Raw genomic sequence first — 15,947 nt, 5'->3', positions numbered from 1 at the left:
GACGTTTTATCGGAGAACCTTATGGCAGGTCATAGTAAATGGGCCAACACCAAGCACCGCAAAGCTGCGCAGGATGCGAAACGCGGTAAGATTTTCACCAAAATTATCCGGGAGCTAGTAACGGCAGCCCGTTTGGGTGGTGGAGATCCGGCATCTAACCCACGTCTGCGCGCTGCAATTGATAAAGCACTGTCCAACAACATGACCCGCGATACTCTGAACCGTGCTATCGCTCGTGGTGTCGGCAACGATGACGCGGATAACATGGAAACCATCATTTATGAAGGTTATGGTCCGGGGGGAACGGCGGTGATGGTTGAGTGTCTGAGTGACAACCGTAATCGTACTGTTTCCGACGTTCGTCATGCTTTCACTAAAACCGGTGGTAATTTGGGCACTGATGGCTCGGTGGCTTATCTGTTCACCAAGAAAGGGGTGATTTCTTACGCGCCAGGATTGGATGAAGATGCGGTTATGGAAGCGGCGTTGGAAGCCGGCGCTGATGATGTAGAAACCTATGATGATGGCGCGATTGATGTTTACACTACACCAGAAACGTTTGGTGACGTGAAAGATGCGTTAGATGCCGCCGGTTTTGTGGCTGAATCAGCGGAAGTTTCGATGATCCCTTCTACTAAAGCGGAATTGGATGCGGAAACCGCACCTAAATTATTGCGCTTGATTGATATGTTGGAAGATTCAGACGACGTACAAGAGGTTTACCATAACGGCGAAATCTCTGATGAAGTTGCTGCTTTGCTGTAATTTCAATCGGGTTGTATAGCGTAGAGAAAGTGTGCTGTGGTACAGGACACTTTCTCTAACGTTTTTATCTCCTTATATTAAAGGTGATAATCAAAGGCGAATAAATAAAATATGGCGATTATCTTAGGTATCGACCCGGGTTCCCGCGTCACTGGCTATGGTGTGATCCGTCAGCAGGGACGTCATTTGAGCTATCTTGGTAGTGGTTGTATCCGAACAAAAGTTGATGATCTGCCTAACCGATTACAGCGTATTTATGCGGGTATCTTTGAAATTATTACGCAGTTTCAACCAGATGCTTTTGCCATCGAGCAGGTCTTTATGGCAAAAAACGCCGATTCAGCGCTGAAATTAGGGCAAGCGCGGGGAGTTGCGATTCTTGCTGCCGTTAATCAATCGGTACCGGTTTTTGAATATGCTGCTCGGCAGGTGAAACAAACGGTTGTCGGAACCGGGGCGGCTGAAAAAAGCCAAGTTCAACACATGGTACGCTCGGTGCTGAAATTGTCTGCTAATCCGCAATCCGATGCGGCAGATGCATTGGCCGTTGCGATAACCCATTGTCACTTTAATCAGAATCTTTTGCGGGTTGGTGATCCCAGATTAATCTTGGCACGTGGACGTTTAAGATAACGGCTGGATATGCATCCAGCTTTTTTTATGTTATAACCATAAGTAGAACAATCAGTTTTATTTTTTAGGGGGTAAACGAGTGATAGGGCGTCTCAGAGGAATTGTGCTGGAAAAACAACCACCCTTGGTTTTACTGGAAACGAATGGCGTTGGTTATGAAGTCCATATGCCAATGACCTGTTTTTATGAATTGCCTGATGCCGGACAGGAGACTGTTCTGTTTACTCACTTTGTTGTGCGTGAAGATGCGCAATTACTTTATGGTTTTAATGATAAGCAGGAGCGGGCACTATTCCGAGAATTAATTAAAGTGAATGGCGTAGGGCCTAAATTGGCGTTGGCTATTCTTTCGGGCATGTCTGCGCAGCAATTTGTTTCTGCTATTGAACAAGAGGCGATCGCTTCTCTGGTTAAACTACCGGGTGTGGGTAAGAAAACCGCTGAACGGCTGGTGGTTGAAATGAAAGATCGCTTTAAAGGGCTGAATGGCGATCTCTTCAATCAGAGCAGTGATATTAATTTGCCGGCAACGGCCAAACAGACAACTTCTGACGTTGATAGCGAAGCGGAAGCTGCTGCGGCATTAGTCTCTCTGGGTTACAAACCGCAAGAGGCTAGCCGCATGGTAAGTAAAGTTGCTAAACCGGGCGCGGATTGTGAAACACTTATCCGCGAAGCGCTTCGCGCTGTTCTCTAAGTTACAGGGGTAAGCCATGATTGAAGCTGACCGTCTGGTTTCTGCGGAAGTTTTGCCAGATGATGAAGCCGTTGACCGTGCCATCAGACCTAAATTGTTGTCTGAATATGTCGGACAACCGCAGGTCTGTGAGCAGATGGAGATTTTTATTCAGGCTGCCAGACAGCGTGGTGATGCTCTTGACCATCTACTGATTTTTGGTCCGCCGGGATTGGGGAAAACAACGCTGGCGAATATTGTTGCCAATGAGATGGGTGTTAATCTTCGCACAACTTCAGGCCCGGTGTTGGAAAAAGCGGGTGATTTGGCGGCAATGCTGACCAATCTTGAACCGCACGATGTGTTGTTTATCGATGAAATTCACCGCTTATCGCCGGTAGTGGAAGAAATTCTTTATCCAGCAATGGAAGATTACCAGCTGGATATTATGATTGGCGAGGGGCCGGCAGCCCGTTCGATTAAAATTGATTTGCCACCTTTTACCTTGATTGGTGCTACTACTCGCGCAGGCTCTTTAACTTCTCCACTGCGTGATCGGTTCGGTATCGTGCAGCGCCTTGAGTTTTATAACGTGGACGATTTGCAAAGTATCGTTTCTCGCAGCGCTCGTTTTATGGGGGTGGCGATCACTGACGAGGGCGCCCGGCAAGTTGCCATGCGTTCTCGTGGAACGCCGCGGATTACAAATCGTTTACTGCGCCGGGTACGTGATTTTGCTCAAGTAAAAGGGAATGGTGCGATTGATGGCAATATTGCCACCAGAGCGCTGGATATGTTGAGCGTAGATGCTGCCGGTTTTGATTATCTGGATCGTAAATTACTGATTGCCATCATTGATAAATTTATGGGCGGGCCGGTTGGGGTAGATAATCTTGCCGCTGCTATTGGTGAAGAGCGGGAAACGATTGAAGATGTGCTGGAACCCTTTTTGATTCAACAGGGTTTTATTCAACGCACTTCCCGTGGACGAATTGCCACCGAACATGCTTATCGCCATTTTGGTATGGTCAGAGATCAGGAATGACTTGTTTAATTACCTGAAAAATCGGGATGGGTACTCCCTGCAAGGGAAACCTATCCCGTTCTCCTGATAACTGGGTTATCCCCACTCAGTGGATCAATTTTTTGCTTTACTGATCAGGCTGATAATAAACATCACCGCAGCACATAGCACGACAGAAGGCCCAGCTGGTGTGTCGTAAACGGCGGAGAAAGCTAATCCACCGGTGACGGCAAGCGTACCAACCGCAATAGCAATACCGGCCATTTGCTCCGGTGTACGGGCAAAACGGCGAGCAGTGGCGGCCGGGATAATGAGCAGGGAGGTGATAATCAGTGCGCCGACAAACTTCATTGCCAAGCCGATTGTCAACGCGGTTACCAGCATTAACAGCACTCTTAACCGCTGTATTTTAATTCCATCCACAAAAGCCATTTCTTGACTGACGGTGATAGAGAGCAAGGCGTTCCATTGCCAGAACAGGAGCGTGGTGACCATGGTGACACCGATGGCAATCAACCAAATATCTTCATAGGTGACTGATAACAAATCACCAAACAGATAAGCCATCAAATCAACTCGCACATTAGACATTAAACTGACAACCACTAGCCCTAATGATAATGCGCTGTGAGCCATAATCCCCAACAAAGTATCGATTGCCAGTTGAGGACGTTTCTCCAGCCAAACTAAAATAATTGCCAGTATCAAAGTGACGGCGATAATTGTGTAAAAAGGGCTAATATTTAGCAATAATCCGAAAGCAACGCCCAGTAATGAAGCATGAGCCAGAGTATCGCCAAAATAGGACATTCTGCGCCAGACAACAAATGAGCCTAATGGCCCGGCAGCAATAGCCAATAATACGCCGGCCAACCAACCGGGGAATAATAATTCGATCATGAGTGGCATTCCCTGTTATTTTCCAAGCTAATTTTCCCTTTCAGATCATGGTGATGGTCGTGTTGGTGGCGGTATATTGCCAATTGTTCAGCACCATGATGACCAAACATCGCGATAAATTCAGGGTGAGTTGAAACAACTTCAGGTGTGCCGGAACAACAAATATGTTGATTAAGGCATAAAACTTCGTCTGTTTTCGCCATGACCAGATGCAAATCATGGGAAACCATCAGTACAGCGCAATGTAATTCGGTCCTGATTTGATTGATTAAATCATAAAGTGCTAATTGACCATTAACATCGACCCCTTGTGTTGGTTCATCAAGGACGAGTAATTGAGGTTGATTTAATAGTGCTCTGGCTAATAAAACCCGTTGGCTTTCCCCACCGGATAATTTTTGCATGGGCTGTTGCAATAGATGAGCAGCATTTACTCGTTCAAGTGCCGGCAATATATCGCCAGATTTTACCTCGGGTTTTAGCATCATGAAGCGTTTAACTGTCAATGGCAGGGTGGGGTCAAGATGCAACTTCTGTGGAACATAGCCGATTTTCAATCCATCGGTATGTTCAATAGTGCCGGATGATGGCTCAATAAGCCCTAAAACAACGCGGACTAAAGTTGATTTACCGGCACCATTAGGACCTAGCAACGTCAGAATATTTCCTCGTTGCAAATGTAGAGAGATATTGTTTAATACCCGACGATCGCCGAAATTAACAGCAATATTTTTTAAAGTGATGAGTGTCGACATGTTAAATATATCTTGCGTGAATATTGAGATGTTATAATATAACAATTCTGGTTTCTGTCCACGAGATATTTACATTATGTTACACAAATCATATAAACTAGCGCACAAGTTTCTCTGCAAGACTGCGATTACTGCTGTTTTCATGTCAGGAACGATACAATCGGTTAATGCCGATGTTGTGACATCAATCCGTCCGTTGGGTTTTATTGCTGCGGCAATAACTGAGGGTGTAACTGATACGCAGGTACTGTTACCTGATGGGGCATCACCGCATGATTATGCATTGAAACCGTCTGATCTTAAGAAAGTTAATCAGGCAGATTTAGTTGTGTGGGTTGGACCTGAGATGGAAATCTTTTTGTCTAAACCGTTAGCCAAAGTTCCACAAAATAAACAGTTAGTTTTAGCGCAATTGCCAACGATTAGGCCATTATTGCTGAAAAATAATGAAGATTTACCCAAATCGGATCAACATAAACATGAAGATGGTCATGAACATCATTCTCATGGTGAATATAATATGCACATCTGGTTATCACCAGAAATAGCAAAACAGGTCGCACAGGGGATTTATGACCAATTACAAGCGCGTTATCCGCATAAAAAAGCAGCGCTGGACGTAAACCTACGTAAATTCAATACTCAGCTTGCGCAAACTGACAAAAATATTGCTAATATTCTTAAGCTGGTGCGTGGTAAGGGGTATTTTGTTTTTCACGATGCTTATGGCTATTTCGAGCAGCATTATGGCCTGACGCCATTAGGACATTTTACGATTAATCCTGAAATACAACCTGGCGCACAAAAATTACATCATATACGAACACAATTGGTTGAGCAGAAAGCAACCTGCATTTTTGCTGAGCCACAATTCAGGCCGACCGTTATTAATGCTGTGGCAAAGGATACGGGAGTGCGTATGGGCACTTTAGATCCGTTAGGAGGCCGCATCGTATTGGATAAGGACAGCTATATGAAATTTATAACTCAGTTGTCGGAACAGTACGCGGGTTGCCTGAATTAAAGTAATAAGGAATTCAATGAGTGCAACAGATAGTTAAAACTATCGTTCTGGTGTATAAGGAGTTACCGCGACCGCATAAAATTATGTTGGGTTCGCTGACTGTAGCAACATTGGTTGTCACTATGTGGCAACCTATTGCTTATCATCATGAACAAGAAGAAACAACAGTCGGCAGCATCGCCATCAACCTTCCCGTCGATAGTGATGAAATTATTGCAGATAGCAGTGAACAGCTACCGGACGAGGGTATTCCTGATGAAGAGACGAACTCAGAGGTCACGGCTCAAACTCCGCATGAATATATTGTCTCCGACGGTGACACCCTCAGTAATATTCTGACCCAATTTGGTATCGACTCTTCTGATGTAGCGTTACTCGCGAGTCAGCATAAAGCGTTACGGGGATTGAACATTGGTCAGCCATTGTCATGGACAGTCAATGAAGCGGGTGACTTGCAAACGCTGACTTGGGGTGTTTCCCGCCGTGAAATGCGCATTTATACCCGTGAAGGCGATCTGTTTAAAGAAACAAAAGAGTTTCAGAAAGGGGAGTGGAAAAACAGCGTCGTCGTTGGTGTTGTTGATAGTAACTTTACCAGCAGTGCTTTAAATGCCGGCTTAACCAGCAGTGAAGCACGTGAAGTCACTAAGGCACTGCAATGGCAAATTGATTTGCGTAAATTACATGAAGGTGATCGTTTCTCTGTATTGCTGTCCCGTGAAATGTTGGATGGTCACAGTGAACAGAGCCAATTACTTGGTGTTCGCCTAAATAGTGGTGGTAAAGATTATTATGCTATCCGGGCGGAAGATGGGCGTTTTTATGATCGTCAAGGTTCCGGTCTGGAGCGCGGTTTTTTGCGTTTTCCAACCACCAAGCAATTTCGGGTATCTTCCCAATTTAATCCTCGGCGTGTGAATCCAGTTACTGGTCGGGTTGCGCCGCATAAAGGTGTGGATTTTGCCATGCCGGTGGGAACGCCTGTTTTGGCGGTGGGTGACGGTGAGGTGATTGTCTCCAAATATAATGGAGCAGCAGGTAACTTTATTGCCATTCGCCATGGACGCCAATATACCACGCGTTATATGCACTTGAGAAAGCTGCTGGTGAAATCAGGGCAGAAGGTAAAACGGGGTGATCGTATTGCGTTGTCCGGTAGCACTGGTCGTTCTACGGGCCCACATTTGCATTATGAATTCTGGATCAATCAGCAGGCGGTAAACCCATTAACGGCGAAATTACCGCGTTCTGGAGGTTTGAGTGGTAAAGAACGCACAGAATTCCTGGCAACGATAAAAGAGGTAACGCCTCAGCTTCTGTTAGATTGAGTTTAATTGTTCATTAGTAACAGACTTTAAAGCGGATGATTGCTATCATCCGCTGTCGTTTTATTTATGTTCAGAAAAATGTGTGTTGATATCGTTGATATAACCCCCTGTACATGTGAAATGAACAATGATCTTTTTGTTTTAAAAGAGATAGCTCATGTATAAAGAAACAGATACAGACAGTAAAGTTGGTTATGTGCCGACATTTCATAAATCTTACTTGCATCCTCGTTACTGGGGATTATGGCTGGGCATTGGTGTGTTGGCCGGGCTGGCTTACCTGCCGGTTAAAGTGCGTGATCCTCTGCTGGCTAAAATAGGCTGGCTGGCGGGTAAGTTTGCGAAAGGGGCTCGTCGTAGAGCAAGAATAAATCTGTGTTACTGTATGCCGGAACTAACAGAGCAACAGCGTGAGGCATTGATTGATAAGATGTTTTCTACCGCACCTCAACCTTTTGTTATGTTGGCTGAACTTTGTTTACGTGGTACAAAATCAACGTTAAACCGGACTCATTGGCATGGCGAAGAGATTATTCTTCAACTGAAAGAGCAAGGGAAGAATGTTATTTTCATGGTTCCTCATGGCTGGGCTGTGGATATTCCTGCGATATTGCTGACGGCGGGTGGACAAAAAGCAGCGGCTATGTTTCATCATCAAAAAAACCCAGTATCAGATTATTTGTGGAATAAAGCTCGCGGTCAATTTGGTGGTCGTTTACATTCCCGTGATGCTGGAATTAAACCTTTTATCGCCACTGTTCGCCAGGGTTTCTGGGGATATTATCTGCCTGATCAGGATCATGGTGAAGAACACAGTGAGTTTGTTGATTTTTTCGCAACTTATAAAGCGACATTGCCAGCCATTGGGCGATTGATGAAGGTTTGTCGTGCCGCTATTGTGCCCCTGTTTCCGGTTTATAATTACCGTACCCATCAGCTTGATATTTATATTCGTCCACCAATGGATGATATTGATGGCAAAGATGATGCTTTTATTGCTCGTCGGATGAATGAAGAATTAGAACAATTAGTGCGACCAAATCCTGAGCAGTACACTTGGATACTTAAATTGCTTAAGACGCGGAAAGAGGGTGATATTGAGCCGTATAACAGAGAAGATCTGTGATTCTAATCGCAAGATATATGTGAAAACCATAATCACAGTTTGAAAGTTTTTATTGTCCCCCTAATGTTGGGCATGTTAGGGGGTTTTGTGAAAAAACATATTATTTGTACTTTGATATATTAGTTGAATGGTGGTTCTATATTTTCAAATACAGTATTAGTTGAGTGAAATAGAGACGGTAAGAATCTATTTTTACCGTCGGGTCGTTGTTGGATAAGCGAAACGCGCCAGTATTCTAGGTTTACCTGATTGTCGAAAACTTGGCGCTAAATGTAATAAAGTTTTATTCCACTTCAAGAATACGGCAGGTGTTAGTACTGCCAATTGTCCCCATCTGATCACCTTGAGTCACCAGAACAAGGTCACCGGAAACCAGATAACCTTTGTCACGTAGACGATTAACCGCTTCATTGGCCGCTGTAATGCCGTCAGTATGACTGCTGCAATAAACCGGTGTAACGCCACGGTAAAGTGCAGTTTGGTTTAAGGTTTTCTCATGACGAGACATAGAGAATATGGGGAGACCAGAACTGATGCGAGACATGATACGAGTGGTGCGGCCTGATTCGGTCATTGCAATAATGGCTTTAACCCCGTTTAGGTGGTTTGCCGCGTACATGGTAGACATTGCAATGGCTTCTTCGATACTGTCAAAAGTTGTGTCTAGCCGATGTTTTGATACGTTTAGCCCGGGCATTTTTTCTGCTCCGAGACAGACTCGCGCCATTGCGGCAACCGTTTCGGCAGGGTATTGGCCCGCGGCGGTTTCAGCGGAGAGCATCACGGCGTCAGTGCCATCAAGCACGGCATTTGCCACATCCATCACTTCTGCGCGGGTAGGCATTGGGTTGGTGATCATAGACTCCATCATCTGAGTCGCGGTAATAACTACACGATTCAGTTGGCGGGCACGGCGAATTAATTTTTTCTGAACGCCAACCAACTCTGGATCGCCGATTTCTACGCCAAGGTCACCACGAGCGACCATGACGACATCAGAAGCCAGAATGATTTCATCAATGGTTTTATCACTGCTAACGGCTTCTGCACGTTCAACTTTTGCCACGATCTGCGTTTCACAGCCTGCGTCTCGTGCCAGGCGGCGAGCATAGTTAAGATCTTCACCGGTACGGGGGAAAGAGACAGCAAGGTAATCAACGCCAATTCTGGCCGCCGTAATAATGTCTTCTCTATCTTTTTCGGTCAGGGCTTCAGCGGATAATCCACCGCCCAGTTTGTTGATGCCCTTATTGTTAGATAGCGGGCCGCCTACAGTGACTTCAGTGAATACTTTCATTCCCTGAACTGTTAATACTTTGAGTTGAACACGCCCATCATCCAGCAACAAAGTATCACCCGGTACAACATCTGTGGGTAATCCTTTGTAGTCGATACCGACTTTCTCCTTATCGCCTTCGCCTTTACCAAGATTGGCATCAAGCAGAAATTTATCTCCGACATTCAGGAAAATCTTGCCCTCTTTAAACGTTGATACGCGAATTTTAGGTCCTTGAAGATCGCCAAGAATAGCGACATGGCACCCGAGTCGGGCTGCAATCTCGCGGACTTTGTTGGCTCGCTGGAGATGATCTTCGGCGGTACCGTGGGAAAAGTTAAGGCGGACTACGTTTGCACCCGCAGCAATAATCTTTTCAAGATTATTATCGCGGTCGGTAGCCGGACCAAGTGTAGTAACAATCTTAGTTCTTCTGAGCCGTCTGGACATGTGTTACTCCGTTGACCTGTGAGTATTGGTATTGGTTATATAAAAATAATCAATAATCTATTAATTATCCTATAAAACGAGTAAAAAAACTCTTCGGCAATCCAACTATCAAGGCTGCTTATAGATTACTCTTGTAACTTGCCCCGTTGCAAAGTCGCAAGCGACTACCGTGGGGCTTTTTGTGACCCGTATCAACTTATCATGATACTTTTCGCTGTAGTGCCTATTGACCGTTGTCAACTATAGAGGAACGACAGGGGGAACGTTTTACACAATCGCTATGCCCTAGCGAATCAGCTAACCCTTTTTTAACGGATATTTATTGCCGCATTTCTATCCTATCATGATTTGTTCCCGATTTATCAATAATCTAATAGCCTTGGAGATTTTGATAATGAAAAGTTGTAGTCTCGCCGTTGACGGCGAGGAGTAGTCACAAGGGACGAAACGTTCAGGATGAGGGGCTGTAAAGTACGCAAATGATAAATTTTACTTTAGTATGTCGAGTTGACACTGTCTCTTAAGTCAGATTTATGATTAAGAGACAGTTATTTGCGTGAGGTTTGTCAGCGATCTGGGGGATGCAGGGTTCTTATGCTTTTCGATGCCATCCCATCAACTTAATATATGAATTGGTAATTGTAATCGCTGCATTGGCACCTGTATCTCCGGTATTACCTGAAATTGTATGGTTGTGTGATCCTATTGATACCGTATGAGAGTGGTTGCCATCAGTGCTGGTGTTGAATTTGTAGTTGTCATTATCTGGCACGTTTGCTGACCCTATATTGTTTCTAGAATTGTCGTAATAGCCGTAACGTCCCCCCCAAGCTTCACCCCAAGCGCTATCATGATGGTGAGCTCCAGTGGTATTAGTGGTTTTGGTGCCATAATCAAATGTGCTCGTTGTCCCAGAAAATGTATGATTATGTGCTGGCATTTGTGCTGCTGTCAGACTTATCGAATCGTTGCCGCCAGTTGATAAAAGATCGGAACCATTGGCGTTAGCTAACCGAACTGTTTTATTTTCACCAATGTATTCCCAGGTAGTACCCGGAAATAGCACATTGGGGTTTTTATTTTGAGCGAACCAAATCACAATGCCTACAGGATATTGAGTGTTGATAATGGTTTCGATTAAGCCAAGATTTTTCACAAATGCATTTTTATCAGGAATATCGGCACCGTTTTGGTTTTTTGCTAGCCGGTTATTAGCGTTATCGTTTACATCAGCAACAAGCTTCTGAGTTGCTGCGAGGGTATTACTGTTACCTATTTTGTCGGTGAGTTGAATAATGCCTTGTTGTGTTAATGAGGCGCTTGGCACTGCTGCTGCAATTTTTTGTTCTAATGCTCTATTTAATAGTGTTGTGAGGTTGGCGGTATTACCATCATCCAAAATATCATTGCCAGATTGCGTCATGATAAAATTAGCGACGACAGAGGATATGGTTGACGACTGACGTAATACTTTGTTTAGCAAATGAATAGTAATATCACCTGGAGGGAATCCAGTCTTCAAATTTGGGCTTTCTTCATAGGCTTCTTGGCTGACTACATTAGCATTATTACTAATGGAAAAAGCTTTGAAATCATTTTTTGGGTTCATGTTTCCACCTAAAATTAAATTATTTTATAATCAAGGTATTAGATTATTATAGGAGTAATTTCCATAAATATATTTTAATGATAGTTTAGCTTGGAAAAATTATGATAAATTGTCCTTGTAACTTAGGAAGTTAATTGTTTTTGTATAATGGATAGAAATAAAAATCCGAAATTGTGTGATCAAATAAATATCTAAGCCGTTTATATTCAATATCTGAAAAAATGCTGATGGCTATATTATTTTTGTCCAGTACGGATTTACTCATTAGGCGGTCCTTATAATGTAATTAAATGCTACATTTCTTGGACGTGTTTCATTATCACCATTCATCCCAATGGATTTATTTTCCCCTAAGCTACCTCGTTCGTTTGAACCACCAGTCATACTGCCACGCATGGGGTCTGTATATTCAAGAGAGGTTTTATCGCTGTTAGTGGTATTAATATTATGATTATGTCTTTTGAATGCATCATATTGAAAACTCAATATATTACGTCCGTTATCAATACCACGCCAACTATCCCAACCACGAATAAATTCACCACGTAAATCGGGTAATATCCCATTAGGGTAGGCTTGCGCTAATTTCGGATATTTTGTTTTATCAAAAGGAGCGCCGTTACATTGTGCCCATCCTTCTGGTGGGGTGGTAGTCGGCCAGGGAAGTGGTACCCCTACCGGGATCAATTTTTCAAACAAACTGAGGTTTCTCACAAAAGCATCTTTATCAGGAATGTCGGCACCGTTTTGGTCTTTTGCCAGCCGGTTATTCGCATTCTGATTAACATCAGAAACAAGCTTCTGCGTTGCCGCAAGGGTATTACTGTTACCTGTATTGTCTGTGAGTTGAATAACGCCTTGTTGTGTTAGTGAGGCACTTGGTACTGTTGTTGTAATTTTTTGTTCTAACGCGCTATTTAATTGGGTAATGAGTTTAGCGATATCACCGTCATCCAGAATATCATTGTCAGATTGTGTCGCGATAAAATTAGCGACGACAGAGGATATGGTTGACGATTGGCGTAATACTTTGTTTAGCAAATGAATAGTAATATCACCTGGAGGAAACCCAGTTTTCAAACTTCGGTTTTTTTCATAGGCTTCTTGACTGATTACATTAGCATTATTACTGATAGAAAAAGCTTTAAAATCATTCTGGTGAATCATATATTTTCCTAAAATTGAATAATGTGATTTTATAAGCAGCATATTGAATTATTGTAAAATTCATTTTCCGCAATATATGTTAATAGTAGTTTAGCTCGGAAAAAGCATGATAAAGTATTCTTATAAGTTAAAGGGTTAATTGTTTTTGTATAATGGATAGGAATAAAAATGCGAAACTGTGTGATTGGATAAATATTTAAGTAATTTATATTCAACATCTGAAAGTTATTTTGCTATTACTGTTTTCTATTTCTTCCGGTTTCGATTTTTTCGGAATTATTTATAATAACCCTCTGGTTTGATTTTTGATTTTTTAAACTATCATTATTTTATTGAGTTAACTAAGTGATATAGGATTTTCTTGCCATAATTATATGATTCTTCTCATATATTGACCAATGTAGATTATTTACTGGCACTCAATGATCCATAAACGATTGCTGACTACGCGATTGCTGCGAGTCAGCCTAACAACAAGAGGATTACTTTCAGGTTGAGGGAAAGTCAATTTTATTAAGGCGTGAATTCCGCAGCGCTTCTTTGACTCTTTTCAAGTTATCTCTGAATTTTGAACCACGGCGCAGGGTAAAACCCGTAGCTAAAACATCAATAACAGTTAATTGAGCGATTCTTGAGACCATTGGCATATAAATGTCTGTATCTTCCGGGACGTCCAGAAGAATGGCGAGCGTTGCTTCGTGGGCGAGGGGAGAATCTTGGGAGGTAATTGCGATAACTGTCGCATCATTTTCTCGCGCAAGTTGTGCTGCTTCAACCAAACTTTTAGTTCTGCCGGTATGGGAGATGAGTACGACGACATCACCTTCGGCACTGTTAATACAGCTCATCCGTTGCATCACAATGTCATCAAAATAGATAACCGGAATATTGAACCGGAAAAATTTATTCATTGCGTCATGGGCGACGGCCGCAGAAGCCCCTAAACCAAAAAATGAGATTTTCCGGGCTTGTGTTAGTAAGTCAACAGCTCGGTTAATAGACGTAATATCCAGATTGTTTTTCACGGTATCCAGAGTTGCCATTACCGATTCAAATATCTTATTGGTGTAGGCACTAACTGTATCGCTCTCTTCAACATTGCGATTTACGTAAGGCGTACCATTGGCAAGACTTTGGGCTAGATGGAGTTTAAAATCGGGAAAACCTTTAGTATCCAGACGGCGACAAAAACGATTAACCGTGGGCTCACTGACTTCCGCCATTTTCGCCAGCGTTGCGATACTGGCATGGATCGCAGTTTGCGGTGAAGCCAGGATTATCTGCGCCACTTTTTTTTCTGACTTACTCAAGAATTCGATACTGTTTTGGACTCGTTCCAGTGTATTCATAAAACGCAGTTACCTGTGATTTTTGACGATTTCATTCAGAGGAGAAATCTATAATAAATTTTATGAAAATATACTATTAGCAAATTGAAGCTGGCAGTAGGAAGTCACAATAATTTAATGTTTTTCATAAAAGTATGACTAGTGTCTAACTTTCATATTGGTAATTATCTTTCATAAGCGTTGTAAAATTACATAAAATTATCACATTTTTATCAGTGGTGAAACATATTGTTAACGCGAAGTAATGGTCATTCGTTATCGCTGTTTACGCGCTATGGTCAAAAGAGTACATTATTGGTTAATGCTGTAACAAAATTACAATATCCCGCAACGAGGAGAGACATATGGCGGTTACTTCTACAGCTCAGGCTTGTGATTTAGTCATTTTTGGCGCTAAAGGGGATTTGGCACGCCGGAAATTATTGCCTTCCCTTTATCAGCTTGAGAAAGCGGGTTATATCCACCCAGAAACCCGGATTATCGGTGTTGGCCGGGCTGATTGGGATAAAAAGGCGTATACCAAGGTTGTTGAAGAAGCTTTAAATACGTTCTTGCCGGAAAAATTAGATCCAGAGTTATGGAAGACATTGAGTGAACGTTTGGCGTTCTGCAATCTGGATGTTAATCAAAAGGAAGACTTTGCTAAACTGAAGGCAATTCTTAATCAGGAACACCAGCCTGCAATCCATTATTTTGCAATGCCACCGAGCACTTTTGGTTCGGTTTGTCATGGGTTGGGCCTTGCCGGGTTAAATAAAGAGCCAAACCGGGTTGTGATGGAAAAACCTTTAGGCACCGATCTTGAATCATCCAAAGCTATTAATGATGAAGTGGCAAAATATTTCAATGAGCGTCAGGTTTATCGTATCGATCATTATCTGGGTAAAGAAACTGTATTGAATCTATTAGCGCTACGGTTTGCCAATTCTCTGTTTGTGAATAATTGGGATCACCGGACAATTGATCATGTGCAAATTACGGTAGCTGAAGAAGTCGGTATTGAAGGCCGTTGGGGTTATTTTGACCAAGCTGGGCAAATGCGCGATATGATTCAGAATCACTTGTTGCAAATATTGACCATGATTGCGATGTCTCCTCCGGCAGATCTGACAACAGACCGTATCCGAGATGAAAAAGTAAAAGTATTGCGTTCTCTGCGCCGTATTGATCACACGAATGTGCGGGAGAAAACAGTGCGTGGTCAATACACCGCTGGTTTTGTTCAGGGGCATAAGGTACCGGGGTATCTGGAAGAAGAGGGGGCGAACCAGTCCAGCCGGACGGAAACTTTTGTCTCTATCCGCGTCGATATTGACGACTGGCGTTGGGCCGGGGTTCCTTTCTATCTGAGAACGGGTAAACGTCTGCCAACGAAATGTTCCGAGGTGGTAGTTTATTTCAAAAAGCCGGCGCTGAATTTGTTCTCTGAATCTTATCAACAACTGCCACAAAACAAGCTGACGATTCGTCTGCAACCGGATGAAGGTATTGATATTGAAGTGCTGAACAAAGCCCCGGGGCTGGAACACAAGCATCGTTTGCAAACGACTAAATTGGATCTCAGTTTCTCTGAAACGTTTAACCATATTCCATTGGCAGATGCTTATGAGAGATTGTTGCTGGAAGCTATGCGGGGTATTCAGGCGCTATTCGTTCGTCGTGATGAGGTGGAAGAAGCTTGGAAATGGGTTGATTCTATTATGAATGCATGGGCGGCGGATAATGATGCGCCTAAGCCTTATCAGGCGGGGACGTGGGGGCCGGTTGCTTCTGTTGCTATGATCACTCGCGATGGTCGTTCGTGGAATGAGTTTGAGTAATTGGCAAACCTTATCCGTTGAAGCTCAAGCCGCGTTGTAAGCGGC

General features: G+C 43.3%; 14 protein-coding genes. 8 read left to right on the top strand and 6 right to left on the bottom strand.

Going from position 1 to position 15,947, the window contains the following annotated elements:
• Nucleotides 1–21 precede the first annotated feature (21 nt).
• The 4 genes from LG003_RS02825 (at nt 22) to ruvB (ending at nt 3,119) form a co-directional block, all read left to right on the top strand.
• Nucleotides 22–765, top strand: coding sequence for a YebC/PmpR family DNA-binding transcriptional regulator (locus tag LG003_RS02825; RefSeq protein ID WP_036806426.1), 744 nt, complete (start codon nt 22–24; stop codon nt 763–765).
• Between the two features lie 111 nt (nt 766–876).
• Nucleotides 877–1,398, top strand: coding sequence for a crossover junction endodeoxyribonuclease RuvC (gene ruvC, locus LG003_RS02820; RefSeq protein WP_112876058.1), 522 nt, complete (start codon nt 877–879; stop codon nt 1,396–1,398).
• A 79-nt stretch (nt 1,399–1,477) separates the two neighbouring features.
• Nucleotides 1,478–2,095, top strand: a complete 618-nt coding sequence (gene ruvA / locus LG003_RS02815) for a Holliday junction branch migration protein RuvA (RefSeq protein WP_112876057.1) — start codon at nt 1,478–1,480, stop codon at nt 2,093–2,095.
• 16 nt (nt 2,096–2,111) lie between these two features.
• Nucleotides 2,112–3,119, top strand: coding sequence for a Holliday junction branch migration DNA helicase RuvB (ruvB, locus tag LG003_RS02810; RefSeq protein WP_112876056.1), 1,008 nt, complete (start codon nt 2,112–2,114; stop codon nt 3,117–3,119).
• Between the two features lie 93 nt (nt 3,120–3,212).
• On the opposite strand, the gene znuB is transcribed toward ruvB, so the two are convergent.
• Together znuB and znuC are read right to left on the bottom strand one after the other, a co-directional pair.
• On the bottom strand, nt 3,213–3,998 hold the full coding sequence (gene znuB / locus LG003_RS02805; RefSeq protein ID WP_112876055.1) for a zinc ABC transporter permease subunit ZnuB: 786 nt from the start codon (nt 3,996–3,998) through the stop codon (nt 3,213–3,215).
• Nucleotides 3,995–4,753: a zinc ABC transporter ATP-binding protein ZnuC gene (znuC, locus tag LG003_RS02800; RefSeq protein WP_262980115.1), complete on the bottom strand. Its 759-nt coding sequence runs from the start codon at nt 4,751–4,753 to the stop codon at nt 3,995–3,997. The genes znuB and znuC overlap by 4 nt, the downstream gene beginning before the upstream one ends.
• A 76-nt stretch (nt 4,754–4,829) precedes the next feature.
• On the opposite strand from znuC, the gene znuA reads away from it, so the two are divergent.
• The 3 genes from znuA to lpxM all read left to right on the top strand — a co-directional run bounded on the left by znuA (nt 4,830) and on the right by lpxM (nt 8,231).
• Nucleotides 4,830–5,777: a zinc ABC transporter substrate-binding protein ZnuA gene (gene znuA, locus LG003_RS02795; protein WP_112876053.1), complete on the top strand. Its 948-nt coding sequence runs from the start codon at nt 4,830–4,832 to the stop codon at nt 5,775–5,777.
• Between the two features lie 20 nt (nt 5,778–5,797).
• Nucleotides 5,798–7,105 carry a murein DD-endopeptidase MepM gene (gene mepM, locus LG003_RS02790; RefSeq protein WP_112876052.1) on the top strand — a complete coding sequence of 436 codons (1,308 nt, stop codon included), beginning with the start codon at nt 5,798–5,800 and terminating at the stop codon, nt 7,103–7,105.
• Between the two features lie 157 nt (nt 7,106–7,262).
• Nucleotides 7,263–8,231 (top strand): lauroyl-Kdo(2)-lipid IV(A) myristoyltransferase, encoded by a 969-nt coding sequence (gene lpxM / locus LG003_RS02785; protein WP_262980114.1) that lies wholly within the window; start codon nt 7,263–7,265, stop codon nt 8,229–8,231.
• A 283-nt stretch (nt 8,232–8,514) separates the two neighbouring features.
• On the opposite strand, the gene pyk is transcribed toward lpxM, so the two are convergent.
• The 4 genes from pyk to LG003_RS02765 all read right to left on the bottom strand — a co-directional run bounded on the left by pyk (nt 8,515) and on the right by LG003_RS02765 (nt 14,082).
• Nucleotides 8,515–9,957, bottom strand: coding sequence for a pyruvate kinase (gene pyk / locus LG003_RS02780; RefSeq protein WP_262980113.1), 1,443 nt, complete (start codon nt 9,955–9,957; stop codon nt 8,515–8,517).
• Between the two features lie 592 nt (nt 9,958–10,549).
• On the bottom strand, nt 10,550–11,566 hold the full coding sequence (locus LG003_RS02775) for a tail fiber protein (RefSeq protein WP_262980112.1): 1,017 nt from the start codon (nt 11,564–11,566) through the stop codon (nt 10,550–10,552).
• Between the two features lie 264 nt (nt 11,567–11,830).
• Nucleotides 11,831–12,733 carry a phage tail protein gene (locus LG003_RS02770; RefSeq protein WP_262980111.1) on the bottom strand — a complete coding sequence of 301 codons (903 nt, stop codon included), beginning with the start codon at nt 12,731–12,733 and terminating at the stop codon, nt 11,831–11,833.
• Nucleotides 12,734–13,221: 488 nt separating this feature from the next.
• Complete coding sequence (locus LG003_RS02765) at nt 13,222–14,082, bottom strand: MurR/RpiR family transcriptional regulator (protein WP_112876047.1); 861 nt, start codon at nt 14,080–14,082, stop codon at nt 13,222–13,224.
• A 344-nt stretch (nt 14,083–14,426) separates the two neighbouring features.
• Between LG003_RS02765 and zwf the strand changes: the two genes are divergently transcribed.
• Nucleotides 14,427–15,902: a glucose-6-phosphate dehydrogenase gene (gene zwf, locus LG003_RS02760; protein WP_112876046.1), complete on the top strand. Its 1,476-nt coding sequence runs from the start codon at nt 14,427–14,429 to the stop codon at nt 15,900–15,902.
• The last annotated feature ends 45 nt before the right edge of the window (nt 15,903–15,947 follow it).

It is taken from the genome of Photorhabdus kleinii (assembly GCF_025384885.1).
Lineage (GTDB): Bacteria > Pseudomonadota > Gammaproteobacteria > Enterobacterales > Enterobacteriaceae > Photorhabdus > Photorhabdus kayaii.
This window is presented reverse-complemented; position numbering and strand designations above follow the sequence as displayed.